The organism is Thioalkalivibrio sp. XN279, from assembly GCF_011089885.1.
Lineage (GTDB): Bacteria > Pseudomonadota > Gammaproteobacteria > Steroidobacterales > XN24 > XN24.
Window position 1 is genome coordinate 425,746 of sequence record NZ_JAANBD010000028.1, and the last position, 25,497, is coordinate 451,242.

Here is a 25,497-nt window from a genome sequence, read left to right on the forward strand (position 1 = left end):
GCCATCACCGAGTCCTCCAGAAAGATCGCCGACATCATCCAGGTCATCGACGGCATCGCCTTCCAGACCAACATCCTCGCCCTCAACGCCGCCGTCGAAGCGGCACGGGCCGGGGAGCAGGGTCGCGGCTTCGCCGTGGTCGCCGGTGAGGTCCGCACCCTGGCACAGCGCTCCGCCGCCGCCGCCAAGGAGATCAAGACCCTCATCAGCCACTCCGTCGAAACCGTCGAGGGCGGCTCCAAGCTCGTCGAGCAGGCCGGCGCCACCATGGAGGAGATCGTCTCCGCCGTGAAACGCGTCACCGACATCATGGCCGAGATCTCCGCCGCCTCTGACGAGCAGAGCCAGGGCATCGAGCAGGTCTCCACCGCCGTCGCACAAATGGACGAGGTCACCCAGCAGAACGCCGCACTCGTCGAAGAGTCCGCCGCCGCCGCAGGCTCCCTCGAGGACCAGGCTCACGGCCTCGCAGAAGCCGTCGCCATCTTCCGCATGGACGAATCAAAGACCGCTTACATCGCCCCGGCACGCGCCCCAGCCGCCAAGCCCAATGCCCCAGCCGCTAAGGCCAAGGCCAAGGGCGCCCCGGCCGCACCCGCGCGCAAGGCCCCCAAGCCCGCCGCCCTCGCCGAGGCCGGCGAAGAGTGGGCCGAGTTCTGATCCGCTCTCTCGGGCTCACCCCCCTTGCTGGGCCCACCCCCCCGGCAGGCAACTGCCGGGGGGTTCTATTTGGATTACAGCCCCAAGGCAGTAATCGGCATTCTCCAGTGATCTCGGATCGACACCAGGGCCGGCAAGGGTCAGGCGTCGCTGGCTGGCGCTGCGGCCGGGCTGGACTGCTGCGCGCGCAGCTGCAGCCAGTGAAGCAAGACTGCGTAAAGACGCGGCGGATTGACGGGTTTCGCAAGAAAATCATTCATGCCCGCATCGAGTGCGCTCTGGCGGTCCTCGGCGAACGCATTGGCGGTCATGGCGATGATTGGGATCCGGTCGCCGCCGGGCAAAGCCCGCGCCTTGCGTGCGGCCGTAAGGCCGTCCATGTTCGGCATCTGCACGTCCATCAAGACCAGGTCGTATTCCTGATCGGACAACCTCGCCAGCGCCTCGTGGCCATCCCCGGCGAAATCTACGTGCATGCCGGCGCTTTCCAACAGGACGCCGGCGATCTCCCTGTTGACCGCATTGTCCTCTACGACCAGGACGCGGGCGCCGGCATAGGGTGCGAGTGATTCCAGATCACCTTCCCCGGCCAGCGCGGGGCGCTCTGATGTCGCCAGGCTGTGGCCGCGCTCCAGGCTGGCCTCGAACCAGAACGTGCTGCCTTCCCCTTCTTGGCTCTCCACGCCGGCACGCCCGCCCATCATTTCGGCGAGTCGGCGGGTCACCATCAAGCCGAGGCCGGTGCCGCCGTAGTCGCGCGAAATCGATTCATCCGCCTGCTCGAACGACCGGAACAGATTGCCCACCCGGTCGGCCGGGATACCGATACCCGTGTCCTCGACTTCAAAGCGCACCTCAATCCGTTCGCCGTGATCCTCAAGCAGGCGTGCGCGAATCTGGATCGACCCCTGCGTGGTGAACTTGATGGCATTACCGACATAGTTAAGCAGGCACTGGCGCAAACGGGCCGGATCGCCTCTAAGCCACATGGAGACCTGGTCGGCGTCCACGCTCAAGGCCAGCCCCTTGTCGGCAGCGGAAGAGCGCATCATCGAAAACACCTGGTCGAGGACCGCCGATAGCTGGAACTCCTGCTTGTCCAGGGTCAGCTTGCCCGCCTCGATCTTCGAGACATCGAGGATGTCACTGATGATCGACATCAGGTGGCGCGAAGCATCATCCACCTTGGCGAGGCGTTGCTGCTGCGTGGGCGACTCGGCCTCGCGGCGCAGGATATGCACGAGGCCGACGATGGCGTTGAGCGGCGTGCGAATCTCGTGACTCATGTTGGCGAGAAAAGCGCTCTTGGAATGATTCGCCGCTTCCGCCTGGGCGCGTGCATCCTCCAGCTGGGCGGTGCGGGTGACAACCAACTCCTCGAGGCGCTCACGATACTCATCGAGCTCGCCGTCGATTTCCTTCCGCGCGGTGATGTCCTGGATGGCGCCCTGCACGCGCCAAGGCTCGCCGCGCTCGTCACGGACCAGTTCGCCGACAACCCGGACCCACCGCTTGCCGCCTTCTGGCGTCTCCAGTTGTGCCTCGAGATCGTAAGGCTTCCCGTCATCGACACATGCGGTGAAAGCCCTCTGTACCCTGGGGCGGTCGCCGGCACAATAGAACCCGAACGCCGTCTCCAGCGTGAGTGCCTTGTCCTCCGGCAGGCCGTGGATCCGGCGCACAGCATCGGACCACTCGATGCGGCCGTTCGCCAGTTCGACTTCCCAGCCGCCGAGGCCCGCCATATTGGCCGCCATCGTCATCAAGCGCGAATTCGCGTCGGCCTTGCGCGCTGCGTCCCGCCGGGCCGTCAGGTCACGAATGATGTACTGGAAGGCGGGCTCGCCATCTACCAACACCTCCTGCGCGCCGATCTCGACCGGGAACGTACCCCCGTCTGCATGCCGATGACGGGCTTCTACAAGCGCCCCACGATCGGCCTTGGGATCAACAGGACAAAACACCGTATCCGGGGCGCTCAAATCCGCCACATTCCTGGCCGAATGGTCGTGACTGCCCAGGCCGTAGGCTTCACGCGCCGCGCTGTTCGCCTGGAGGATGCGGCCGTCGCGGTCAGCGACGAGGACAAGGTCACGGATCTGCTCGAAAAATCGCTGGAAGCGTCCTGCGATCTCAAGGCGCTGCGCATGCTGCTGCCGGTCCTTGGCGGCCCACATGAGCTCGCGGCGCTGCGTCCACAGCCGGGTACCAATCAACACCATGGCGATGAGCAAAAACACGAACAGCAGGATCCACACCGCCTGAGCCCGGACGTCGCCAAAGATTTCGTCCTCGGCCATGGAAACCTTGACCCACCAGTCGGCGCCAGGCACGGGAACTATCACGGCAAACGCCGGATGCCCCCACAAATTGCGGCCCTGGATGATCTCGCCAAACGGTGCATTCCCGCTGGCGACCGCTGCGGCCAGGGTTTCATCGCCTCCTAGCGGAATCTGGAGGGATCCAGGCGGAGCATCGCTGAAACGCGTCTGGGTCAGCACCGTCAGGGCCTCTCGATCCGGCTGTACTAGAAGCGTGTCGCCGGACTGAGTCAGTTTTGCCCAGTCGCGCAGAAAGGAGAAGTTGGTATTCGTGCTCGAATTGCGGACGATGAGATAGCAACACACGGGCTGACCGAGAGGGATCACGGTGTCGAAGTAACCGGGGGTCCCATCATTGCGAGTGGAGCGCGTAAAACCGGCGAACTGGGCCTGCCCGGAGAGGCGCGCGTTTGTGGCCGCTCTGCTGAGCTTCGATGACAGATCCACGGGAGCACCCAGCGCATGGACCAGGGTGCCCTGGTCGCTGTAAAAGGAGATGGCGTCCGCTTCCAGGTCCTGACGTGCGCGCTCCAATTGGGTAACCAGAGCTGCCGTAACACCTTCTTCGCCGTCCTGCTGCCAGGCGATGAGCGCATCCCTTAGCGCTGCACTGGCGCCGACCAGGGTGGCGGCAGTCAGCCTCTGCGCGATCCATTCTTCCACGTTGCCAGCCGCGCTCTCCGCCAATTGGGTAAGGCGCGGCCCCACCGCGGCGCCCGAGCGATCCAGGAGCTCTTTGATGGCCGCGCCCCCGGATACGAGCAGAAGCAAAAGAGCGAACAACAACAGCCACGGGCCACGTCCGCTGGGCGCCATGGAAAGGTCGGCCCGTGCGCCAAACAGCCGCCACATGGCGAAAAAGAGCAAGGCAGCGCTGGTCGCGACGAACACGATACCTTTGACTGCGCTGATGGCCGAGAGCAGGAACGCATCGTCGACCAGCGCCGCCAGCACCAGGTCGGAGAGGATGATCCAGGCGCTGGCGAACACGACATAACCGAGCGTGATCAACAAGACCGAGGCCCGAATATGATCCTGGTTGTCCCCTGCCGCGTCGGCGCGCTTGCCTGTCATTGCCTTACACCCCTCATTGGCGGTGCTTCGGGCTTTGGAAGCCACTGAACCCCACGCGGCGTAATGGACACCGCCCCCGCCATGAAGGATGCCATGTTTTTGGCGCGCATACGCATGAAAGGCCACCGCAGACGTGTACGGCCCCGAAAGCTCGATAGAGCATGAAAGGACTTCGGGGAAACTCCTGGGTCCCTGACGGCAAGCGGCCGATGACCTCGTCATTGCTGGTCGCGGACAGCGGTTGCTAGACTTCGACGAGCGTGCTCCGAGGCGAAAATGACCGGGATGTCGGGGCCCATAACAGCGTCCTTTCGATACGGCGTGCTCACCATGAAGGAGCCGCCTCATGTCCATTAGCAAGAGAGCTTTCGTCGCCGCGGTAGTCGCAGTGCTGGCATTTGGCGCCGGTTGCACGACGACCACCGGCAACGGCGCTGATCCGGCCGCCCGCCGAGCGGCCATCGACACCGGCGTCGGCGCACTCCGCGTCGACGGGAAGACGACGGCCTACCATGCCACCACGAGTGGCTCCTGGGGCTTCCAGGCCGGGGCGCAATCGACCGCAGTATTCATGCTCTTCATGACCGAGGAGGCACTCACCCGCTTCCAGAACAGCAGCGGCTGGACCGTAGGCGCAGATGCGTCGGTGACGATGATCTCGGTCGGCGCAAGCGCGAGCGTGTCGACGGCCACCGCCCAGCAGCCCGTCATTGGCTTCGTGCTGTCGAACCGCGGCTTGATGGCCGGCATCTCGCTCAACGGCGCGCGCATTACGCGACTGGACCTGTAGGACGCCGTACCTCGGCGGAGGTGTTGGCGGCAGCTCGGTAAGGCCGCCCGCCTCCGACGCGACCGTTCGAGCCGTTTCCGAACCTGCCGGCGTGACAAAGTCACCGACGGACGGGCCGTTCCTGTGCGAATCTCTGATTGCGTACACCCACCGCAGGAGAGGAACATGCAACGCAATGAAGGCACCATCGACCGCGCACTGCGCATCATCGCCGGCCTCGGTATCCTGTCCCTGGTCTTCGTCGGCCCGCAGACGCCCTGGGGCTGGATCGGGCTCGTGCCGCTGGTCACCGGGCTCGTCGGCGTCTGCCCCGTCTACTCGGTGCTCGGCATCCGGACCTGTCCCGCGCCCAGGAACTGAGGCGGCCGAAACAGGACTATCGCCACGGCGCTGCGCCCTCGGGGGCGCGGTGCGGTGAACGGAACGCGCCAGACGATCCCGGCGGGAACGATCCTGTTCAGGCCGGGCGATCCCTGCCCCGGCTTCGTCGTGCTGCACGAGGGGTCACTGCGTGTGACCTTGGCGGCGGCCAATGGCCGCGAGGTGGTGCTGTACCGCGTCAGTCCGGGTGACGTCTGCCTGCAGACGTTCGCCTGCCTGGTCGAGGGCAGAAAGTATTCCGCCTTGGGTGTCGCCGAATCGGAACTCTTGGCGGATATCCTCGAACCGCCGGAATTCCACGCCGTCATGGCCCGGGACGAGGCCTTCCGCCAGCGCGTGTTCGCCGCGGTGGCGCGGCGCTTCGCCGATTTCGAGCAACTGGTGGAAGACGTCGCGCTGACCGGTTTCGAGGCGCGCCTGGCCCGCGCCTTGCTGCGCCTCGCCGGGCCCGGTGCCGTCGTGCGGGCCACCCATGAACAGCTGGCGACCGAGACGGGTTCGGGGCGCGCCGTGGTGAGCCGGCAGCTGGCCGCCTTCGCCGCCGCCGGCCACGTGGCCCTGCAGCGGGGGCTGGTCACGCTGACGGACCGGGCGGCGCTGGCCCGCATCGCGCGCGAGCGCCAGCGCGTTGCCGGCAATCCGGACCGTCCGGCCGAACGCCGGAAATAGCCCGCCTGCGGCGGGCGCCGGCTATTTCAGGATCCGGACCCGCTCGCCGTCCTCGCCCTCGAATGTCGCCCGCAGCGCCGCAGCGGCGAGGTTGTTCGGGCCTTCTTCCCTCGAGTCAGAAGTAAACGGCTTTGAGTAAGGCGATGTCGTTCCCGGCCTCGTCCCTGAGACCGAGAACCTCCCCGGTGATATTCCAGCCCCGGGCGCTCTCGAGCACTTCCCGCAGCTGTTGTTCCATCTCCGCCAGCGGCGGCGGGCAGGCCATCAGCGTGGTGGCGGCGCCGTCGAAGCGCAGCGATGCACCGTCCAGCTCGAGGCGCCAGTAGGTGTTGGTCAGTGAGGCCGTGCCCTTGTATTGCGGGCAGGCCGCGTCCGGCCGCACGGCGATGAAGCGATCGACCACCAGCGTGGGCTGCAGCCGGTCGCCCTCCATGCCGGGCAACTGCTTCAGCGCGCCCTCGAAGTGGACCATGAGCTTCGCGCCGGGCTCGCTGACGGTGGCCAGGTATTCCCGCTGCAGGCGCAACGCCTCCTCGCCGGGCGCGATCGGGTAGCTGCGCCCGGTCAGGCACTCGGTGAAGCGAGCGGAGTCCGCCATGTAGGTCATCTGACCGAGAAAGAACGACGGGATTTCCGCCATCTCCAGCGTCCCGTCGCTCGTCAGCTCGTAGGGCAGCTCCGAGTCGATGGGCTGGCCCATGAGATCGAGCTGCCGCAAGCGGTCGGGGCCGAGGACCTGGAACTGCAGCGGCATCTCGGCGCCGCCGTGCAACACCAGCGCACGGCGCGACGGATCGACGCGCCAGCGACCCATGTCGCCGCGGACCATGTCCTTGCCAAGCCACTCGCGGCGCAGGTGGAACACCTGGTCGGGCCACAGGTCGAGGTGGTGGCGCACGCCCTCGCAGTCCGCGCAGGGCAGGTCGCCGCGGAAGCTGGCCGGCAGGCGCAGGCCGTGGGCGGGCGTGGCGCTCGCATCAGCAGCCGCGGCCGCGGGCGGTGCCGCCCTGGCGCCCCGCAGGAGAATCTCGAGCTCGTCGGTGGCCTCACCGGTCAACACCGGGTAGATACGGTCGGAAGTGAAGCGTAGCTGCCCGTTGACGCTGATCGTGGCGCGCACCGAGTAGCGGCGCCCCGGCGAGACGTCGGCGGGGTCGTAGGGAATGGCAAAGCGGATCGGCGGCGAGGGCGAATTCACCACTGTCCTGCCGATCACCGTCGCCGCCGCGTCCGCCAGCGTAATGTCCTCGAGCGTGGCCTCGAACACCGCGTCGGGAGGGAGCGCAATCCGCTCACGGTAGATCACCGTGCCCGTCACGACCGTCGGTGGCTCTTCGTTCACGACGTTCTCCCGGGCACCGCCGCTCGACCCGATACAGCCCACCAGCAGCCCGGCCAGGACCACGGCGCCGGCCTTGCAGGCCAGCGCGGCGAGCCCGGGAATGCCGCCGTGCGTCACTTGGCCGCTGCCTCGGGCGGGAACAGCCTGATCTCGGCCGACTCGCTCTTCATCATCAGCACCCGGCCGACACCCAGCGACACCTTGACCACTTCGGCACCTTCCTCGAGCACGGTCCTGATTTCCTTGCTGGCGGCGGTCGCAGCCTCATTCGGGCAGGGCCATCGTCACTACGCGGGTACGAATGTTCATGAAGTCTTTCCTCTTCGGTGAGTCCGCCGGCAGGAATTCGCCGGACTTTTCAACCGCGGAGAGCGTAGTGGCATGGCATCGGGCATTCAAATCGGTTTTTTATCATGCTATTGGTTTTGCCGATACCGGAGACTGATCCCATGAGCCAATCATGGGCTGTGCTTTTCGGGCGACTCTTGGCGCGGGCGAGGCTCCGCCAGCTCCAGCTGCTGGTCGCGACGGTCGATGCCGGGGCCCACGGCGTGCTGCGCGTCGGCGCAGGCATCTCCCATCCGCTGGCGGGACGCGAAAGCGTGAGCGTGGACGACCTGGCGAGATATCCCTGGATGCTGGCTCCAGTCGGTGTCCCGGCGCGCGAACTGTTCGGAATGCTGTTCGCCGGGGCGATCGCAACAGCCTGTCGTGCACCCCGTGAAGATGCCCGACCCCGCTTACGCGGGGCCGGGCACCAGGGGGACGCTGCCTTGGGGGGCAGCAGCGCTCAGGGGACTCAGGCCAGGTCGAAGCGGTCCGCGTTCATGACCTTGGTCCAGGCCGCGACGAAGTCCTTGACGAACTTCTCCTGGTTGTCGTCCTGGGCGTACACCTCGGCGTAGGCCCGCAGGATCGAGTTGGAACCGAACACCAGGTCAACGCGCGTCGCCGTCCACTTCACCGCGCCGGTCTTGCGGTCGCGGATCTCGTAGAGGTTCTTGCCGGCCGGCTTCCACGTGTAGGCCATGTCGGTCAGGTTGACGAAGAAGTCGTTCGTCAGCGCGCCTTCGCGGTCCGTGAACACGCCGTGTTTCGCACCGCCGTGGTTGACGCCCAGCACGCGCAGGCCGCCGACCAGCACCGTCATCTCCGGCGCCGTGAGGCCCATCAGCTGCGTGCGGTCGAGCATCAGTTCCTCAGGCGCGACGTCGTAGGCCGAGTTGAACCAGTTGCGATAGCCGTCCGCGATCGGCTCGAGGACCCGGAAGGAGTCCGCGTCGGTCGTCTCGTCGGTGGCGTCGCCGCGGCCGGGCGCGAAAGGCACGGCAAAGTCGAAGCCAGCGGCCTTGATCGCCTTCTCGATGCCCACGGCGCCGGCCAGCACGATCACGTCCGCGATGCTGGCGCCGGCCTCCCTGGCGATCGGCTCGAGCACTTCGAGGACCTTGCGGAGACGCTCAGGCTCGTTGCCTTCCCAGTCCTTCTGCGGCGCGAGGCGGATGCGGGCGCCATTGGCGCCGCCGCGCATGTCCGAACCACGGTAGGTGCGGGCGCTGTCCCATGCAGTCGCAACCATTTCGGCGATCGACAGCCCACTGTCGGCGATCCTCGCCTTCACGGCGTCCACGTCGTAGTCGCTGCTGCCGGCGGGGACGGGATCCTGCCAGAGCAGGTCTTCCGCCGGCACCTCGGGGCCGATGTAACGCGCCTTCGGGCCCATGTCACGATGAGTCAGCTTGAACCAGGCCCGCGCAAAGGTGTCCCTGAAGTATTCCGGATCATTGCGGAACCGCTCCATGCATTCGCGGTAGATCGGATCCATCTTCATCGCCATGTCGGCGTCGGTCATGATCGGGTTGTGGCGGATCGAGGGATCGCTGGCGTCGACCGGCTTGTCCTCTTCCTTGATGTCGACCGGCTCCCACTGCCAGTGCCCGGCGGGACTCTTTCTCAACTCCCACTCGTGGTCGAGCAGCATGTCGAAGTAGCCCATGTCGAACTTCGTCGGCTCTTTCGTCCAGGCACCTTCAATGCCGGAAGTCACGGCCTTGCTGGCGAGCCCGCCCATATCGGGGTTCATCCAGCCCAGGCCCTGGTTCTCCACATCGGCCGCTTCGGGCGCGGGGCCGAGCCTGGAATCCGACCCGTTGCCGTGGGCCTTGCCGACGGTGTGGCCGCCGGCGGTGAGCGCCGCGGTCTCCTCGTCGTTCATCGCCATGCGAGCGAAGGTGACCCGCACGTCGTGCGCCGACTTCAGCGGGTCCGGCTTGCCGTCGCGGCCTTCCGGGTTGACGTAGATCAGGCCCATGTGGACCGCGCCGAGCGGCTCTTCCAGGGACTCCGGATCCTCTTCGTTGGCGTAGCGGAGAACGCTCTCGGCCAGCCATTCTTTCTCCGAGCCCCAGTAGACGTCCTGCTCGGGCTGCCAGATGTCCGCGCGGCCGAAGCCGAAGCCGAAGGTCTTGAGGCCCATGGTCTCGTAGGCCACGTTGCCGGCCAGGATCATCAGGTCGGCCCAGCTGAGCTTGTTGCCGTACTTCTTCTTGATCGGCCACAGCAGGCGGCGCGCTTTGTCGAGGTTGCCGTTGTCCGGCCAGGAGTTCAGCGGCGCGAAGCGCTGGTTGCCGGTGCCGCCGCCACCGCGGCCGTCGAACAGCCGGTAGGAGCCCGCGGCGTGCCAGGCCATGCGGATCATCAGGCCGCCGTAATGGCCCCAGTCGGCCGGCCACCAGTCCTGGCTGTCCGTCATCAGGGCCTCGAGATCCTTCTTGACGGCGTCAAAGTCGAGCTTCTTGACCTCTTCGCGATAGTCGAAATCGGGCCCCAGCGGATTGGTCTTGGTGTCGTGCTGATGGAGGATGTCCAGGTTCAGCGCATTGGGCCACCACTCCGTGTTGGACTTCCCGGCGATGGTGTTGGCGCCGTGCATGACCGGGCACTTGGATTCGTTCGACATGGGGTTCCCCTTCTATGGACAGTTCGTGAGGCACAGCCTAGGTAAGGGCCGGCCATTGGTCTAATGGATTAAACTTATTGAGCTCATAGTGTTTGCCTATTGTCGGCCGGTTTAGCCAGCAGGCGCCGTCTGAGGCAGACTAGGCCTTCAGCCCCGGCAGGGGCCTGCAGAATCCAGAGCCTGATGGAGTTTGAACAAGGCCTGATACTCGGCATCCTCGCGACCATGGTGGGCATGTTCCTGTGGGGACGCTGGCGCCACGACATGGTGGCGCTCGGCGCCCTGCTCGCCTGCGTGGTGTTCGGGCTGGTCCCGTCTGCCGTGGCCTTCAGCGGCTTCGGCCACCCCGCGGTCATCACCGTGGCCTGCGTGCTGGTGCTGAGCCGTGCGCTGCAGGCCTCCGGCGCCGTCGATCTCGTGGTCAGCAAGGTCATGCCGGCGAATGCCGGGCCGCTGCTGACCATCGCGGTCCTCACCGGCATCGGCGCGCTGCTCTCCGGCTTCATGAACAACGTCGGCGCGCTCGCACTGCTGATGCCGGTGGGGTTGCAGGTCGCGCAACGGCAGCAGCTGCCGCCCGGCCGGGTGCTGATGCCATTGGCCTTCGGCTCCATCCTCGGCGGCATGACCACGATGGTCGGCACGCCGCCCAACCTGATCGTCTCCGGCTTCCGCAGCGAGACGGGGATGGGCAGTTTCACCATGTTCGACTTCACCCCGGTAGGCATCGTCGTCGCGGTCGCCGGCGTCCTGTTCGTCGTGCTGCTCGCGCGTTACCTGGTCCCGGCGCGGGAGCGCAGCGGCGCCGAGGAGTTCGACACCGGCACTTACATCACCGAAGCGCGGGTGACGAAAGGCAGCAAGGCGGTGGGCAAGACGCTGCGCGAGGTCGAGGATGCGCTCGAGGAGCACGAGGCCCAGGTGCTCGGCCTGGTGCGCAACGAGGTGCGGGTCAACGCGCCGCAGGGCAATCGCGTGGTGCAGGCGGGGGACATCCTGGTGATCGAGGCCGAACCGGAGGAACTGGGCGCCGCCCTCTCGGACCTCGACCTGAAACTCGAGGAAGCCAAGCCGCGCGCCAAGGCCGACACCGTCACCCCCGAAGACACGGTGGAGGCAGGCCAGGACAAGGACGACAGCGAGGGAGAGGAAGAGGAAGAGGACAACGACAAGGACAACGACAAGGAAGAGAAGAAGTCCGACGACGACAACATCCTGGTCGAAGTCACGATCCTGCCCGGGTCGGCCCTGGTCGACTACACGGCGAGCCGGCTGCGGTTGCGCACGCGCTACGGCATCAACCTGCTCGCGGTGTCGCGGCTCGGGCGCCGCTCTGTGGCGCGCCTGCGCACCATGCGCTTCCGGGCCGGCGATGTCCTGCTGCTGCAGGGCGCGGAAGACGCAATCAACGATTTTGCCAGCGAGATGGGCGGCGTGCCGCTGGCGGCCCGTTCCCTGCGCATCCCCGACAAACGCAAGACGCTGCTCTCCTCGCTGATCCTGCTGCTCGCGGTGGCCGGGGCCGCGCTCGGGCTGCTGCCCGCCGCCATCTCTTTTGCGGGCGGTGTGCTTGCCACAATGGTGCTGCGCACGCTGCCGCTGCGTGCCGTCTACGACGCCATCGACTGGCCGGTGATCGTGCTGCTTGGCGCCCTGATCCCAGTCGCCACGGCCATGGAGACCACGGGCACGGCCGCGCTGGTCGCGGGTTTCCTGCTGGACAGCGTCGCGCAGGGCCATGCCGTGATCGGCCTCGCCGTGGTGCTGGTGGTGACCATGACGCTCTCCGACCTGATGAACAACGCCGCGACGGCCGCCATCATGTGCCCCGTGGCCATCGGCGCTGCGAGCCAGCTCGGCGTCAGCGCGGATCCTTACCTGATGGCGGTTGCGGTGGGTGCTTCGTGCGCCTTCCTCACCCCGATCGGTCACCAGAACAACACGCTCATACTCGGCCCGGGCGGGTTCCGCTTCGGCGATTACTGGCGCCTCGGCCTGCCGCTGGAAGTGCTGGTGGTGCTGGTCGCCGTGCCCATGCTGTTGTGGGTATGGCCACTGTGATGGGCCCCGCGACGCCATGAGGCTGCTCGCCATCCTCGCCCTCGGCCTGCTGCTGGTGACCTGCAGCCAGCCGCTGACCCTGCTCGAGCAGGTGGAAAGGGAGGGCATCCTGCGCGTGGTGACGCGCAACGCACCGACCACCTATTACATCGGCTCGGAAGGCCCTGCCGGCCCTGAATATGACCTCGCCCTCGGCTTCGCGGAATTCCTCGGGGTGGAGCTCGAAATCTATACCGTCGACAACCTCGCGCAGGTGCTGCCCGAGGTCACCTCAGGCCGCGCCCACCTTGCCGCAGCCGCCCTGACCATTACTCCGGCGCGGCAGGAGGAAGTGGCCTTCGGGCCGGTTTACCGCACGGTGACGCAGCAACTGGTCTACCGGAGAGGGAGCTGGCGCCCGCGCAGTCTCGACCAGCTGGTCGGCACCCGGCTCGAGGTGATCGCCGGCAGCAGCTACGTCGACACGCTGGAGCAACTGCGCCGCTCGCTGCCGGGCCTGACCTGGCTGGAGCATCCCAGCGCGGAAACCCAGGAGCTGCTGGCCCAGGTCGCCGACGGCAAGATCGACCACACGGTGGCGGATTCGACCACGGTGCTGGTGAACCGCTACTTCCATCCCGACATCCGCGTCGCCATGGACCTGAGCGAGGCCCAGTCCATCGCCTGGGCCTTCCGCGCCGGCGAGGACGACAGCCTGCTGCAACAAGCGCGGGCATACTTTGCGGAAATCTCGGCCAACGGGCGTATCGCCGAGATCATGGACCGGTACTACAGCCACACCGACCGCTTCGACTACGTGGGTACCCGCACCTTCCTGCGCCACGTGGAATCTCGCCTGCCACGTTACCGCGCCTGGTTCGAGGAGGCGGCGGCCGAGTACGGCTTCGACTGGCGCCTGCTCGCGGCACTGAGCTACCAGGAGTCGCACTGGAACCCGCACGCCGTATCGCCCACCGGGGTGCGCGGGCTGATGATGCTGACCCGGTCCACCGCCGCGGCCATGGGTGTCGAGGACCGCGACGATCCGGAACAAAGTATCCGCGGCGGGGCGCGCTACCTGCGCCGGGTGATCGGCAAGATCCCGGAGCGCATCCCGGAACCGGACCGCACCTGGATGGCGCTGGCCGGCTACAACGTCGGCTTCGGACACCTTGAGGATGCGCGTCGCATCACCGAGATCCGTGGCCTCGATCCAGATCGCTGGGCACATGTGCGCGACAGCCTGCCGCTGCTGACGCAGGAGCGCTGGCACAAGCAGGCGCGATTCGGCTACGCCCGTGGCTGGGAGCCCGTGCGTTACGTGGACAACATCCGGCGCTATTACGAGGTGATGGGCTGGATCACGGCCGAGCCACGCACGCCTTTCGCCGCCACGCAGGCGCGCACCGTCCCTTAGCCTGCGCGGCCATGTTGCGTGGCGAGCGTGATGCTTTTTTGCTGCAGAGCCGATAGTTTTTCGGCATGAGTTTAGCCTTGGGCCGCTCAGCTGGCGGGTGGTAGTCTTCGGCCGGCAACATCACGCACCCGGAGAGAACCCCGCCATGGCCCGCAGGCATTCGACGCATGGATTTTCCTGGCCACGCCTGGCCGGCCTGCTGGTGCTGGCCGCCTTACTGTCGGGATGCGCCTCAGGGCCGCAACTGCGTTCGGCCTCTGCCCCCGGCGTCGACCTGGCGAGCTTCCAGACCTTCAGCTTTTTTCCCGAGCTCAGCACCGACCGCGCGGGATTTCATACGCTGATATCCCAGCAGCTGGTGTTCTCGACGCGCCGCGAAATGGAGGTGCGCGGCTTCGTGTTCGTGCCGGACCCGACGCAAGCAGACCTGCTGATCAACTTCTACACCGATGTTGCGGAGCAGTTCCGCGTACGCAGCACCATGCAGCACTGGCACGGGCCCTCCTACTGGCATCATCGGCGCGGCTTCTATGACCCGTGGTGGGGCCACCGCCACTGGCCGGTGCACTCCTCTGTCGAGGTGGAGCAGTTTTCCGAGGGCACATTGAGCGTGGACGTGGTGGACCGGGCGAGGAACACGCTGGTGTGGGAAGGCGCGGCAACCAAGCGTCTCACCCAGCGCACGCTCAACGAACTCGGCCCCGCGCTCGACGACGCCGTGCACCGCATGTTCACCCGATTCCCGGTGCCGCCCCGGCTCTAGGCCAGGCAGCTGCTTCAGTCGCGCTCGAATGTGTAGAACAGGTCGCCGGCATGCTCGTCTCCTGAGATCGTCTCAAGCGACAGGCGCCGGTTGATCTGGAAGCGCAGCCTCAGCGTGTTGACCGTGTCGAAGAGGCCCAGTCCGTAGCCGACGTAGATGCCGCTGCCGATGTAGCGGCTGACGACGAGAGAAGCACCGTCGCCGTCGCCGTCGTCGACGACGGCGACCTCGTCGAAGCCCAACCTCCTGCCCAGGTCCCCGGCGATCAGGTTGCCGCCGGACAGGGCGAGTGAGTTCGCCGCCTGGGTCACCGTCCTGCGCTCACTCGACTGCAGGTCACCCAGGCTCCGGCCGATCGTGAGGTAGGACAGGGCGTCGGCGCGGGGCATCGGCGGATCCGAGTACACGGAGATTTCCGGCTGCTGCAGCGTGCCGCGCACCAGCGCACCCGCGGTCACCTCGTCGACACGACGCACCGCGCGGATCTCCAGGCCCGGATTCTCCAGCGGGCCGCCGGTGTAGATCAGCCGGCCCGTCTGTATCTCCAGCCGCTGGCCGAACACCCCGAAGGTCCCATCCACGACGCGCAGTTCACCGCGGCCCCAGGGCAGCATCTCCGGCTGAATCACTGTCAGTAGGCTGCCTTCCACGTTGCCGCGCAGCCCGGCCGCATTGACCTGGACATCCGGCCCGACGCTCACGCGCACGCGGCTGGTCACCCGCATGCCTTCGTCCTCGGCAGGCGCACGCGCACCGACCAGGACCTCGTCGGGGCTGGTCGAGATCGCCGTGGCTCCGCCCAGCTCAGTAATGCGCGCGTACGGAATCTCGACTTCCCCGCCGATGGCGAGTTCACGACCGGAATAACGAAACTTGAGGTCCGGGCTGGCCGCTACCTGGGCTTCCGCCAGGTTCGCCAACAAGACGTCCTCTCCCGTCAGGGTGGCGCGACCCTCGACACCGTCCGCCGCCAGGTCGAAGCGCCCGGTGCTCTCGAACGTCCCCGTGCCGGAGCGCCCCGTGACCTTGAAGCTGAGCTCACCCCCCGCGCCCAGCGTGGCGTTCGCCTGCAGGTCGCTCGGCTGCAGGCCCAGGGTCGGCATGTCCACGGACCCGTCCTGCAGGCTGAATCCAGCCTCCACGACAGGTGCGCCGAGCGTACCGGCGACGACGGCGTAGATGCGGGCATCGCCCTGCAGTTCGGCCAACTCCGGCAGCAGCACCGGCAACAGTTGCAGCTGGCTGAACTCGGCGTCGAACCGGCCGTCGACCGGCGGATCCGAGGCATTCCAGCCGACGGCCATGCGCCCATCCACGTGGTCGTCGCCGGACAGCTTGACGCGCAGCGACGCCAGCGCAGTCTCGTCGTCACCAGTGAGTTCCAGGCTGCCGCCCAGCCACGACAACAGTACCTTGTCGGCATCGTCGGCCGACCGCACTTCCCCCGCGGTCAGCTCCAGCCCGCCGGACAAGCTGCGGAAAAGCTCGTCGTCCGCCTGGATGTCGACCGCACCGGTCAGCACGCCGGTGGCCAGCAGGCCGTCGCCAAAACGCCGGCTGAGCGGCTCCAGGTCGAGCCGCGACAACGTCGCACTGCCCTGCCACGGCCCGGTCCGGTTCCACGCGCCCTCGACGCAGAGCAGGCCGAAGGTGCCGTCCATGCATGCATCTCCAAGCGAGACAGAGCCGCTGTCCACGCTCAGGGGTGCCGGCGCCTGCAGTGACCACGCGGGTTGTGCCTCGTCGGTGAGGACGATGTCGGTCAACAGCGCACTCCAGCGCTGCGCGGCGAGGCTCCCTTCCAGCGTGACCAGGAAAGCCTGCTCGAGGTAGGGCCGCTCGAGTTCGAGTCGCAAGCTGTGCGCCTGCGGCACCCCCCCGGCCTCGAGTCGCAGGCTGGCGCCCCGGCCCGGGCGGAGGGCGAACCCCTTCATTTCCGCCACGACTTCCGAGACGGCCGCTCCGGACAGGTCGACCATGCCTTCCATAGTCAAGACCCGCGCCCGGCTCGTCCGCCAGCGCAGGCGCTCGCCGGCGGCCTCGAACTCGATCCGGGGGGTGTCGCGCGAGCCGCTGATGCTGGCCGACGCGCTCAGCTTGCCGCGCGCTGCGGGATAGAGCGCCTCCAGCGCCGGCACATCGAGCGCCGCCGCCAGTGACACTGCGACCTCGTCAAGGCGGCCGCTGGCCCGCAGGGACGCGTCCCCGAGCGTGATCGTCGCGCTGCGCAGCACGTATGCGCCCTCGCGTATGTTGAGGGCGGCATCCCCGGACACGGGCAGCGACTTCAGCTCGCCGCGCAATGCGCGCAGCGTGACTTCGAGGCCCTCCGCCGCCGTGGGCAGCCCGTCGAGCTGAAGCGAGCCGGCCAGCCGGCCGGGCCATTCGGGCGCCAGCGCCGCGGGATCGAGGTCGGCGAAGTCGAGCTTGAAATCCGCCTCCTGGCCCCCGTCCCAGGCGATACGGCCGGCGCCCCTGACAGTGCCACCGAGAAGATCCGCCGCCAGTGTCTCGACCCGCAGGCCCTGGGCATCGCCCTCCGCTTCCAGCTGCAGGGCGAGTGGCGGCAGGTCCGGCAGCCTCGCGTCTCCGCTTGCCGCGACCCGGTAGGCCAGGCGGCCGTCGCCGGTCTCGAGGACCCCGCTGGCGCTGGCGCTCACTGTCTCATCCGCCGAACGCAACCCGAGGCTCTCCACGGTGAGCAACGTTCCGGCCCAGCGCAGCACCGCTTCGATCTGCAACTCCGGCAGTCCCTCGCGCCGCGCCGTGGCTTCGGCCACCAGGTCCCACTGCTCCCCCGCGCCGGCGCCCCGCAGCTGCAAGCGCGGCAGGTCGATCTCACGCGTGGCCCCGGCCAGCGGCCATCCCAGTCCGTCGCCGCTGAGCATGAATTCCGCCGCGGGCGTGCTGCCGGGCTCGAACCATCCGTTGCCGCTCAGCGTGGCGCCATCCTGCAGCACCAACTCGACGCTGCGCAGCCGGCCGACATTCTCCACCCAGCCACCCTGCGCCTCGATCCCGGTCGCACCGGCAACGTACGCCGGCAGCTGGAAGTCGCCCGCCACCCGGCTGTCCGTGATGTCGCCCTCGATGTGCAGGCGGGTGGAGAAGCCGTCGAGCGCTTCGGGCCACAGGCCGGTGTCAGGTGGCAACGGCTCCACCGCCAGGTTCAGCGCCCAGGTCGGCGTATCGGGCAGGCCCCGCACCATCCCCTCGAGGCGCGCGACCAGGGGCGCCGAGACCTCCTGGACCACGTCCAGCTCGGACGGCAGTCCCTTGAGCCGCGTGTGGCCCGCGAAGCCGGTACCGTCCAGGGCCAGCTGCCAGTCCAGGTCGACATCCCACGCTTGCGTCGGGTCCATCGAGAGGTATGCATGCCCGCCGACCCGGCCACCGCTGCTATGCAGTTCCAGCGACCGTAGCGTGAGTTCCCGCCCCGACGCCGTGGCGGACAGTTCCAGCTCGAGGTCTGCCATCGCGACCTCGCCGCCGGATCGCAATGCGCCGCCGGTGATGGCGAGGTGCTCGAGAATCACGTCCACAGGCAGCGAGAAAGGCTCGCCTGCGCCGCGCCCGGCATCGCCCGGGGCGTCCGACTCGAGCCCGAGCCACTCGATGCGCGGCTCGATAATCCGCAGCGCGTCGATGTGCAGGGTCCGCCGCAGCAATGCAGCGGGCCGCCAGTCCAGTTCCACGCGCGCAATCTCTCCTCTTGCGCCCGGCCCGACAAAGTCCAGGCGCCCAAGCACGATGGGGCCCACCAGGCGTCCCTCGACTCGGTCGATCTCCACGGTGACGGGCAGCAACGGCAATGCGCGTGCGACGAGGAACCGCAGGCCCGCCGTGGTGCCGCCGAGCCAGGCTGCCGCGCCGAGCAGCGCGACGAGCGGCAGCACGATCAGCAGCAGGATGCGCTTGCGGTACTTCACAGGTCCGGCCTGATCGACAGGTGGAAACGCCAGCCGCGGCTCTCGGTGATGGAGCGGGCAGCGCCGAGGCGCAAGGTGCCAATGGGGGTATGAATATTGAAGGCGGCGCCGGCGGACGCCTCCAGGTCCAGCTCGAACACGTCGAGCGCGTTGCCGGCATCCACGAATGCCGCCAGCGCCACCCGGTTCCACACGCGCCGTTCCACTTCGATGCTGCCGAAGACCAGGTGGCGGCCACCGATGACGTTGCCATTCTCGTCCACCGGTCCCAGGGAATTGAAACTGTAGCCGCGGACGCTGTTGTCGCCACCGGCAAAGAATCGCTGCGACGCCGGCAGGGTGCTGAAACCGTCGACGAGGCCGATGCCCACCATGCTGCGCAGGAAGAAGCGCCAGTCGTCCCCGATCGACCGCACCAGGTTGGCTTCAGTCTCGAGCCGCAGGAAATCCGTGCTGGAACCGAGGAACTGTTGTGAGCCGCGCAGGTCCCCGCGGACACGGAACCCGCGCCGCGTCAGCAGGATGTCGTCGGCCACCAGCTTCTCCATGCTGATACCCGGCAGCACCAGCAGGTCCTCGAATTCCGGCGCGCCCGGCGTGCGCGTCCGCTCCTCCAGCAGGTCGGTGTACACGGTTCGCTGCCAGCCGCCGCCACGCTGGGTCACGTGGGCCACGCCAAGCTCGAGGCGGCGGCTCTCGAGGTCCGCCAGGTCCTCGTAAATCATGCTGCCACGGAACAGCAGTCGCTCATTGATCGGGTCGCCGATCGGAATCCGGTAGCGACCGGAAAACTCGCTCAGCTTTTCCGACAGCCGCAGCAGCGTGCTGGCCGAATGTCCCGCCTTGTTGAGACGGCGCCAGTCCACGCCCAGGGTGCCGCGCAGGCCCGTGTCGGTGGCATATCCGATACCGGTCCTGATGCGCTGCCGCGGGGTCGGCGTGGTCTGGATGTCGATCGGGACGGTGAGCGTTTCCGGATCCGGCGTGCCGGTCTCGACGACCACGCTGGCGAAAAACAGGCTGTCCGTCAGGCGGTATTGCGCGCGCAGCAGCGCCCCGGTGCTGTAGAAGTCACCCTCGGGAATGTCGATGATCCGTGCCAGCAGCGCCTCATCGAGAATGCCCTGGTCGGTCGTCACATGGCCGAAGCGATAACGCGGACCGGTGTGCAAGTGCAGGACCACACGCGCGGTACGTTCGGACACGTCCACTTCGAGTCGCCGCTGCTCGAAGCTCGCGTCGAAGTAGCCGCGCCTGGCGGCCACGCTCTGCAGGTTGTTGCGCAGCCGGTCGTGCTCCTGGTGCCGCAGGCGGCGGCCGACGCGCATCGGGCTTTGCGCGATCACCGCGAGCAGCCGTTCGTCGCTCTCGCCCTCGCCCACCAGGCGCACATCGATTCCGCTCACCAGCACGGGCTCGCCCGGATCGATCTGCACGGTGGCGAGCCACTCCTCCCCCTGGCGCTGCAGCTGGCTCTCGATGCGCGGCCGGTAGAAGCCGAAGGGACGCATGGCATCGCGGGTCTCGCTGCGCACCCTGCCGTGCAGCCGGCGCACCGCGGCTTCCGAGAGGTTGTCGCGCTCGCCCAGCCGCACCAGGGTCAGCGTGGCGCGGATGTTTTCCTCGACCTCGCTGTCGACCCCGCTGATTTCGACCCTCACCGAGGCGTGCGTCGTGAACGGGAGAAGCCCGCAGCAGGCCAGCAGCAGGAAGAGGGCTATTCGTTGCAAGGCGGTGCCCGCCTGGCGCGGAAAAAGGCCTGCAGCCGGGCGCCGCACTCCGCGCCCAGGACCCCGCCGGTGACCGACACACGGTGGTTCAGCCCGGGCGCGCCCAGCAGGCCGAGATTGCTGTCGACCGCGCCGGCGCGCGGATCAGCAGCCCCGTAAACCAGCCGCCCCACACGCGCGTGGACCATGGCGCCGGCGCACATGGCGCAGGGCTCCAGTGTGACGTACAGCGTGGTTCCGGGCAGCCGGTAGTTGCCGAGCGCCTCGCCGCCGGCACGCAGCGCCAGCACCTCGGCGTGTGCAGTCGGATCAGACAACGCGATTGGACGGTTCCACGTCTCAGCAATCACACGGCCATCGTGCACCAGCACGGCACCGACCGGCACCTCGCCTTCAGCCTCGCCGCAGGCCGCCAGCTCCAGTGCGCGGCGCATGTAGAGCTCGTCGCTGGCGGACGATGCGCCTGCCGTGTTCATTTTGGAGGCAGCAGGCCGCCGAATTTCACGCCCGACAGCAGGGCCATGTCGCGCTTCCAGGTGGTCAGGTCGTCGCGCCTGAACTGGTTGAGGTGATCGTGGCCGCAGGCGCGAGCCATGACCTGCATGAGCTGGACCGACGCCTCGAGGAAATTGCACAGCTGCCGGGCCGAGCGCTCGACATCGATGCGCTTGCGCAGCTCCGGCTTCTGCGTGGCGACGCCGGACGGGCAGTTGTTGGTGTGGCACATGCGCGCGGCCACGCAGCCCACCGCCTGGATGGCGGCATTGGCGACGGCGATTCCGTCTGCGCCGAGCGCCATGGCCTTGACGAGATCCATGGGCATGCGCAAGCCGCCGGTGATGATCAGCGTCACGCGGCCGCCGGCCTTCTGCTTGTCCAGATAGCTGCGCGCGCGGGCCAGCGCAGGGATGGTCGGCACGCTGATGTGATCGCGGAAGATCTCCGGCGCCGAACCGGTCGCGCCGCCGCGGCCGTCGAGGATGATGTAGTCCGCGCCCGCGTCGAGTGCGAACTGGATGTCGCGCTCGACATGGTTGGCGCTCAACTTGAAGCCGACGGGAATGCCGCCGGTGATCTCACGCACCCGCGCGGCAAACTCGCGGAAATCTTTCTTCGACGACAGTTCCTTGAAGGTCGGTGGCGATACGGCCGGGGTGCCCTCCTCCAGGCCGCGCACCTCGGCGATCCGGCCGACGTTCTTGTTGGCTGGGAGGTGGCCTCCGGTGCCGGTCTTCGCGCCCTGGCCGCCCTTGAAGTGGAAGGCCTGGACCTTTTCCAGCAGCTCGTCCCGGTACCCGAACATGGCGCTCGCCAGTTCGTAGAAGTAGCGCGAGTTCGCCTGTTGTTCCTCCGGCAGCATGCCGCCCTCGCCGGAGCAGATGCCGGTACCGGCGAGCTCCGCCCCTTTCGCCAGCGCGATCTTCGCCTCCTGGGAGAGCGCGCCGAAGCTCATGTCCGAGACGAACAGCGGGATCTTCAGCTCCAGCGGTTTCTTCGCCTCGGGGCCGATCACCAGGCCGGTGCCGACCTCGATATCCTCCTGCAGCGGCTTGTCCGCCAGCTGCGCCACCAGGATCTGCAAGTCGTCCCAGTGCGGCAGCTCGTGCCGCGGCACGCCCATGGCCGTCATGGGGCCGTGCGCGCCATGCGACTTCAGGCCGTCGCGGGCGAGTTCGTGGATGAAGGCGACGGTGGGTTCTTCCGCGGTCGGCTCGGCGCTGGGGGCCTTGTCGTCGTCGTCGTGAAAGGCCTTCGGACCCGGCCCCTCCTCGCCGACCTCAGCGGCCGAGAACTTCTTGTGCGTGCCGTCGCAGAAGGGTTGGTCACCCGTGTGTTTGCAGACGCAAAGGTAGGCGTCCCCGTCCTCCTCGGCGACGAACTTCTTCGGCGTGATGTCTGTGCTCTTGTGCGAACCGTCGCAGAAAGGCTGGTTCGCCGAACGCCCGCAGCGGCACCAGTAATAGGCCTTGCCCTTCTCGAGGGCGACTTTCTGCGGCTTGTTGTCGGCAACGACCGGCCTGGACATTTCGACTACTCCCATTCGATCAATTGCAGACACTATAAACGAGACCTTGCCACCGCCCTGTAACCCGCTCTCAGGGTGCCCTTACCTGGCCATACAGGCGGCTCGGCCGGGTGCGTCAGGGACGACTGTGGCGCCATTCGTTCGGTGTTCTTCCTGTCCACCGGCTGAAGGCACGGATAAACGAGCTGGAACTGCTATATCCCATCAGCCCGGCAATCTCGGCGACAGAGATGTTGGTGCCCTCCAGCAGCTGCCCGCTCAAGGTCCGCCGCACCTTGTCGAGCTCGAGCCGGAAGCCGGTCCCTTCAGCTTTCAGCCGGCGGCGCAGAGTGTGCCTGTTCAGCCCCATGTTTCGGGCAGTGGCCTGCGCAGAACAAACGCCTTCCAGCAAGTCCAGCTGCAGCTGTCGGGAAAGTGCTTCAACGAGTTGCAAATGGCGCAGGCGGCGCGATTCCGCAGCCTCGAGCTCGAAATGCCTCAACATCAGTTTGTCAGCAGAAGAAACGGGTTGCTGGAGCCATTCGCTCGAAAATGCGACAGCGCTTTTTTCCGCATTGAACTGGGGCATGGACCCGAAGAGGTTGCGGTAAGGCGCGGTGCTGGCAGGTCGACGGCGCGAGAGGAGCACCTGGCTCGGCCGCCATGCCGGACCGCACAGCCTGCGCATGAGGCCGAAGGCAAAAGCGATGGTCAGGTCGTGGATCTGGTCCATGGCTTTCGCACCCGGCTGGATCACGGTATAGCCCAGCAACGTCAGCTTCGGTCCGACGCACAGGCTTATCTCACCGCCCTCATCGTGCAAGTCGAAATAGTCAGTCAGCTTGGCCAGGGCCGTCTCGACATCTGCACACACCCGTACGACGTATCCCGCAATACCGAGGTGAGACGGCTCGGCGCTCCGGCCCAACAGGAGACCGAAGTGGTCGCATTGTGTCGCTTCGACACACTCGGCAAGGAGGTAACTGAGTTTGAGGTACGAAATCTTGTGGTCCGGATCCGCAAAATGCGTCATTTCCAGGCCGCTGCGTTCGAATACAGGCTGGGGGTCGACACCATGCGCCTGCAGCAACGCGGGAATGTTCATCAGCACACCCACCCGTGTGCTGCGTTCTTTGCCACCAGGGCGTGCTTGTTTCACGGTTGTCGACTGACTTACCTGACCGGACCTCTGCTCTGCCCGGATTGTATATTCTTTGCTCAAAAATGGTAATCGGCCCCGAGGGGGCTGGGGTACGCTCCTCCCACGCCTTGCATCGAATACAAGCTGGGAGATCAGCACATGAAGAAATCACTTTTGGGCCTCGCGCTCGCGGCCCTTGGCACCACTGCATTGATGAACAGCAACCCCGTCAATGCTGCGGAGAACGACTTCGACGCGCTTCCGGATGCCGTGCAGGCCTATATCTTCGGCTATCCGCTGGTCACCATGGAAATGACCCGCCGGGTGATGACCAACGTCGAGACCGCCGCAGGAACACGGGCGCCCATGGGGCATTTTGCGCGAATTCGCGCCTACCCCACCGCGGAGTTCAAGGATGTAACAGCGCCCAATGCAGATACCCTGTACACCACGGCGTGGGTGGATGTCAGCGAGGAGCCTTGGGTCCTTAGCCTGCCTGATGCCGATGGCCGCTATTACCTGTTCCCGATGCTCGACGGCTGGACCAACGTATTCCAGGTTCCCGGCAAGCGCACCACAGGCACCGCCAAGCAAACCTACGCCATCACCGGTCCGGGCTGGACAGGCACCCTGCCCCCGGGTGTGGAAGAGTACAAGTCGCCTACCTCGATCGTCTGGTTGCTGGGTCGCATTTATTGCACCGGTACGCCGGAGGACTACGCAGCGGTGCACAAGCTGCAAGATGAAGTTTCGATCGTACCGTTGAGCGCCTATGGCAAGCCTTACACACCGCCTGCCGGCAAGGTCGACGCCACTATCGACATGAAAACCGCTGTGCGGGAACAGGTGAACGCGATGAGTACGGACGAGTACTTCACGCTGCTCGCCAAGTTAATGGTCGATAATCCCGCGGCCGGCGATGACAAGCCGATGCTCGAGAAAATGGCAAAAATGGGCTTCGTGGTCGGGCAGCCCTTTGACAGCAGCAAGCTCGACGCGGCATCGCAGGCCGCCCTGGCCAAAGTGCCTGAGCTGGCTAACGAGCACATCATGGGCCACATGCAGGGCGGCATCGCCGTCGGCGACATGAAGCTTGAGAACGGCTGGGGCTTTACCGTCAAGACCGGCCTCTATGGCACCAATTACCTGCAGCGCGCATTCATAACGGCCATCGGCCTCGGCGCGAACCGCCCCCAGGATGCGGTCTACCCCACATCCGAAGGCCCGAGCCCAGGCGCTTCCTACAGCGGCGACAAGAACTACGTCATGCGCTTTGAGAAGGGCGCACTGCCTCCGGTCAACGGCTTCTGGTCGTTGACCATGTACGACGAAGACTATTTCTTCGTGGCCAACCCGATTAATCGGCAGAGCATCAGCGCGCGGCAGAACCTGAAGCCGAATCCCGACGGCTCCGTGTCTCTGTACATCCAGAACGCAAGCCCCGGCGCCGACAAGGAATCAAACTGGTTGCCGGCGCCAAAGGGGAAATTCATCCTGATGCTGCGCATGTACTGGCCCAAGGACACCCCGCCTTCGATCATCGATGGCAGCTGGGTGATCCCGCCAGTCGAGGTTGTTGAATAGCACCACCTGCCGGCAAGCGATGCTTGCGGCCATTTCTTCCCCAAGGAATTCGGAATAATGAGAATCGCAAGAAATCTGTCACTGGTTGCCCTCGTGGCCTTCGCTGCTGCGGCTTGTGCGGCTGGGCAAGGAACGGCGCCGGCTGAAGCTCCGCCCGCAGCCGAGGCCATCGAGGGGCTTTCGCTCTCGGCAACCCAGGTCGATACCATCACCGCCGTTGTGGAGGCTATCGACTACGATACGCGCGAAGTCACACTGGTCGACGACATGGGTGACGTAGTGACGTTGACCGCAGGCGAAGGCGTGCGAAACCTGAACCAGGTTTCGGTCGGTGACGTGCTGATCGCTGAACACGTCGAAAATATCACGGTCGAGGTGTTCAAGGGCGATGGCCGCGGCGCAGAACAGGCGGAGATGTTTTCCGCGGCCCGGGCGGAAGAAGGCGAGATGCCCGGCGGCGTCGCCATAGAATCTGTCGTCGTCGTTGCCGTAGTGAAGGCAATCAACCTCGATGACAACACCTTTGTCCTGGAGGGCCCTGACGGCAGCCTGCAGGAATACCAGGCGATGAATCCCGACAACCTCAGGCGAGCCGAGGTGGGTGACATCGTGGCAATCACGATGACCGAGTCACTGGCGATCGCGGTCGAAAAATCCGAATAAGCCAGTTAGCGCGAGTCCGAATCGAAGGG

General features: G+C 66.5%; 17 protein-coding genes. 9 read left to right on the forward strand and 8 right to left on the reverse strand.

Translation table 11 applies throughout. The features are described 5' to 3' along the window. Window positions 1-660, forward strand: a 660-nt coding sequence (locus G8346_RS11575; RefSeq protein ID WP_240901441.1) for a methyl-accepting chemotaxis protein, incomplete at its 5' end; no start/stop codon positions are given. A 140-nt stretch (window positions 661-800) separates the two neighbouring features. On the opposite strand, the gene G8346_RS11580 is transcribed toward G8346_RS11575, so the two are convergent. Beyond that, window positions 801-4,055, reverse strand: coding sequence for a hybrid sensor histidine kinase/response regulator (locus G8346_RS11580; protein ID WP_166051371.1), 3,255 nt, complete (start codon window positions 4,053-4,055; stop codon window positions 801-803). Window positions 4,056-4,401: 346 nt separating this feature from the next. On the opposite strand from G8346_RS11580, the gene G8346_RS11585 reads away from it, so the two are divergent. From G8346_RS11585 to G8346_RS11595, 3 genes are all read left to right on the forward strand, one after another. Further along, a complete protein-coding gene (locus G8346_RS11585) occupies window positions 4,402-4,845 on the forward strand; it encodes a YSC84-related protein (protein WP_166051373.1) in 444 nt (147 codons plus the stop codon). A 165-nt stretch (window positions 4,846-5,010) separates the two neighbouring features. Beyond that, window positions 5,011-5,205 (forward strand): DUF2892 domain-containing protein, encoded by a 195-nt coding sequence (locus tag G8346_RS11590; protein WP_166051375.1) that lies wholly within the window; start codon window positions 5,011-5,013, stop codon window positions 5,203-5,205. Between the two features lie 54 nt (window positions 5,206-5,259). After that, the gene (locus tag G8346_RS11595; RefSeq protein WP_166051377.1) at window positions 5,260-5,895 is read left to right on the forward strand and encodes a Crp/Fnr family transcriptional regulator; all 636 of its coding nucleotides are present in this window, start codon (window positions 5,260-5,262) and stop codon (window positions 5,893-5,895) included. A gap of 115 nt (window positions 5,896-6,010) precedes the next feature. Here G8346_RS11595 and G8346_RS11600 read toward each other — a convergent pair whose 3' ends face one another. Further along, window positions 6,011-7,354 (reverse strand): YbaY family lipoprotein, encoded by a 1,344-nt coding sequence (locus G8346_RS11600; protein ID WP_166051379.1) that lies wholly within the window; start codon window positions 7,352-7,354, stop codon window positions 6,011-6,013. A 682-nt stretch (window positions 7,355-8,036) separates the two neighbouring features. Further along, window positions 8,037-10,196 carry a catalase/peroxidase HPI gene (gene katG / locus G8346_RS11605; protein WP_166051381.1) on the reverse strand — a complete coding sequence of 720 codons (2,160 nt, stop codon included), beginning with the start codon at window positions 10,194-10,196 and terminating at the stop codon, window positions 8,037-8,039. A gap of 183 nt (window positions 10,197-10,379) precedes the next feature. On the opposite strand from katG, the gene G8346_RS11610 reads away from it, so the two are divergent. The 3 genes from G8346_RS11610 (at window position 10,380) to G8346_RS11620 (ending at window position 14,416) form a co-directional block, all read left to right on the forward strand. Then, a complete protein-coding gene (locus G8346_RS11610) occupies window positions 10,380-12,257 on the forward strand; it encodes an SLC13 family permease (RefSeq protein WP_166051383.1) in 1,878 nt (625 codons plus the stop codon). 16 nt (window positions 12,258-12,273) lie between these two features. Continuing rightward, the gene (gene mltF, locus G8346_RS11615) at window positions 12,274-13,653 is read left to right on the forward strand and encodes a membrane-bound lytic murein transglycosylase MltF (RefSeq protein WP_166051384.1); all 1,380 of its coding nucleotides are present in this window, start codon (window positions 12,274-12,276) and stop codon (window positions 13,651-13,653) included. Window positions 13,654-13,798: 145 nt separating this feature from the next. Then, entirely contained in the window at window positions 13,799-14,416 is a 618-nt protein-coding gene (locus G8346_RS11620) for a DUF4136 domain-containing protein (protein WP_166051386.1), read from the forward strand. 14 nt (window positions 14,417-14,430) lie between these two features. On the opposite strand, the gene G8346_RS15165 is transcribed toward G8346_RS11620, so the two are convergent. From G8346_RS15165 to G8346_RS11645, 5 genes are all read right to left on the reverse strand, one after another. Continuing rightward, the gene (locus G8346_RS15165; protein ID WP_166051388.1) at window positions 14,431-18,345 is read right to left on the reverse strand and encodes a translocation/assembly module TamB domain-containing protein; all 3,915 of its coding nucleotides are present in this window, start codon (window positions 18,343-18,345) and stop codon (window positions 14,431-14,433) included. Next, a complete protein-coding gene (locus G8346_RS11630) occupies window positions 18,342-20,075 on the reverse strand; it encodes an autotransporter assembly complex family protein (protein ID WP_166051390.1) in 1,734 nt (577 codons plus the stop codon). The genes G8346_RS15165 and G8346_RS11630 overlap by 4 nt, the downstream gene beginning before the upstream one ends. Beyond that, a complete protein-coding gene (gene tadA, locus G8346_RS11635) occupies window positions 20,063-20,551 on the reverse strand; it encodes a tRNA adenosine(34) deaminase TadA (protein WP_166051392.1) in 489 nt (162 codons plus the stop codon). Before tadA ends, G8346_RS11630 begins: the two co-directional genes overlap by 13 nt. Continuing rightward, window positions 20,548-22,101, reverse strand: coding sequence for a glutamate synthase-related protein (locus G8346_RS11640; RefSeq protein ID WP_166051394.1), 1,554 nt, complete (start codon window positions 22,099-22,101; stop codon window positions 20,548-20,550). Before G8346_RS11640 ends, tadA begins: the two co-directional genes overlap by 4 nt. Before the next feature lie 115 nt (window positions 22,102-22,216). Continuing rightward, window positions 22,217-23,239, reverse strand: coding sequence for an AraC family transcriptional regulator (locus tag G8346_RS11645; protein ID WP_166051396.1), 1,023 nt, complete (start codon window positions 23,237-23,239; stop codon window positions 22,217-22,219). Between the two features lie 141 nt (window positions 23,240-23,380). Here G8346_RS11645 and G8346_RS11650 point away from each other — a divergent pair, with 141 nt between their 5' ends. Continuing rightward, on the forward strand, window positions 23,381-24,805 hold the full coding sequence (locus G8346_RS11650) for a DUF1254 domain-containing protein (RefSeq protein ID WP_166051398.1): 1,425 nt from the start codon (window positions 23,381-23,383) through the stop codon (window positions 24,803-24,805). Between the two features lie 57 nt (window positions 24,806-24,862). Continuing rightward, window positions 24,863-25,468 (forward strand): hypothetical protein, encoded by a 606-nt coding sequence (locus tag G8346_RS11655; RefSeq protein WP_166051400.1) that lies wholly within the window; start codon window positions 24,863-24,865, stop codon window positions 25,466-25,468. Window positions 25,469-25,497 lie beyond the last annotated feature (29 nt).

What these genes read in the sequence shown, in the direction of transcription:
- G8346_RS11590 (WP_166051375.1), top strand. Translation starts at nt 5,011, where the DNA reads ATGCAACGCAATGAAGGCACCATCGACCGCGCACTGCGCATCATCGCC.
- G8346_RS11655 (WP_166051400.1), top strand. Translation starts at nt 24,863, where the DNA reads ATGAGAATCGCAAGAAATCTGTCACTGGTTGCCCTCGTGGCCTTCGCT.
- G8346_RS11585 (WP_166051373.1), top strand. Translation starts at nt 4,402, where the DNA reads ATGTCCATTAGCAAGAGAGCTTTCGTCGCCGCGGTAGTCGCAGTGCTG.
- mltF (WP_166051384.1), top strand. Translation starts at nt 12,274, where the DNA reads ATGAGGCTGCTCGCCATCCTCGCCCTCGGCCTGCTGCTGGTGACCTGC.
- G8346_RS11580 (WP_166051371.1), bottom strand. Translation starts at nt 4,055, where the DNA reads ATGACAGGCAAGCGCGCCGACGCGGCAGGGGACAACCAGGATCATATT.
- G8346_RS11640 (WP_166051394.1), bottom strand. Translation starts at nt 22,101, where the DNA reads ATGTCCAGGCCGGTCGTTGCCGACAACAAGCCGCAGAAAGTCGCCCTC.
- G8346_RS11650 (WP_166051398.1), top strand. Translation starts at nt 23,381, where the DNA reads ATGAAGAAATCACTTTTGGGCCTCGCGCTCGCGGCCCTTGGCACCACT.
- tadA (WP_166051392.1), bottom strand. Translation starts at nt 20,551, where the DNA reads ATGAACACGGCAGGCGCATCGTCCGCCAGCGACGAGCTCTACATGCGC.
- katG (WP_166051381.1), bottom strand. Translation starts at nt 10,196, where the DNA reads ATGTCGAACGAATCCAAGTGCCCGGTCATGCACGGCGCCAACACCATC.
- G8346_RS11610 (WP_166051383.1), top strand. Translation starts at nt 10,380, where the DNA reads ATGGAGTTTGAACAAGGCCTGATACTCGGCATCCTCGCGACCATGGTG.
- G8346_RS11620 (WP_166051386.1), top strand. Translation starts at nt 13,799, where the DNA reads ATGGCCCGCAGGCATTCGACGCATGGATTTTCCTGGCCACGCCTGGCC.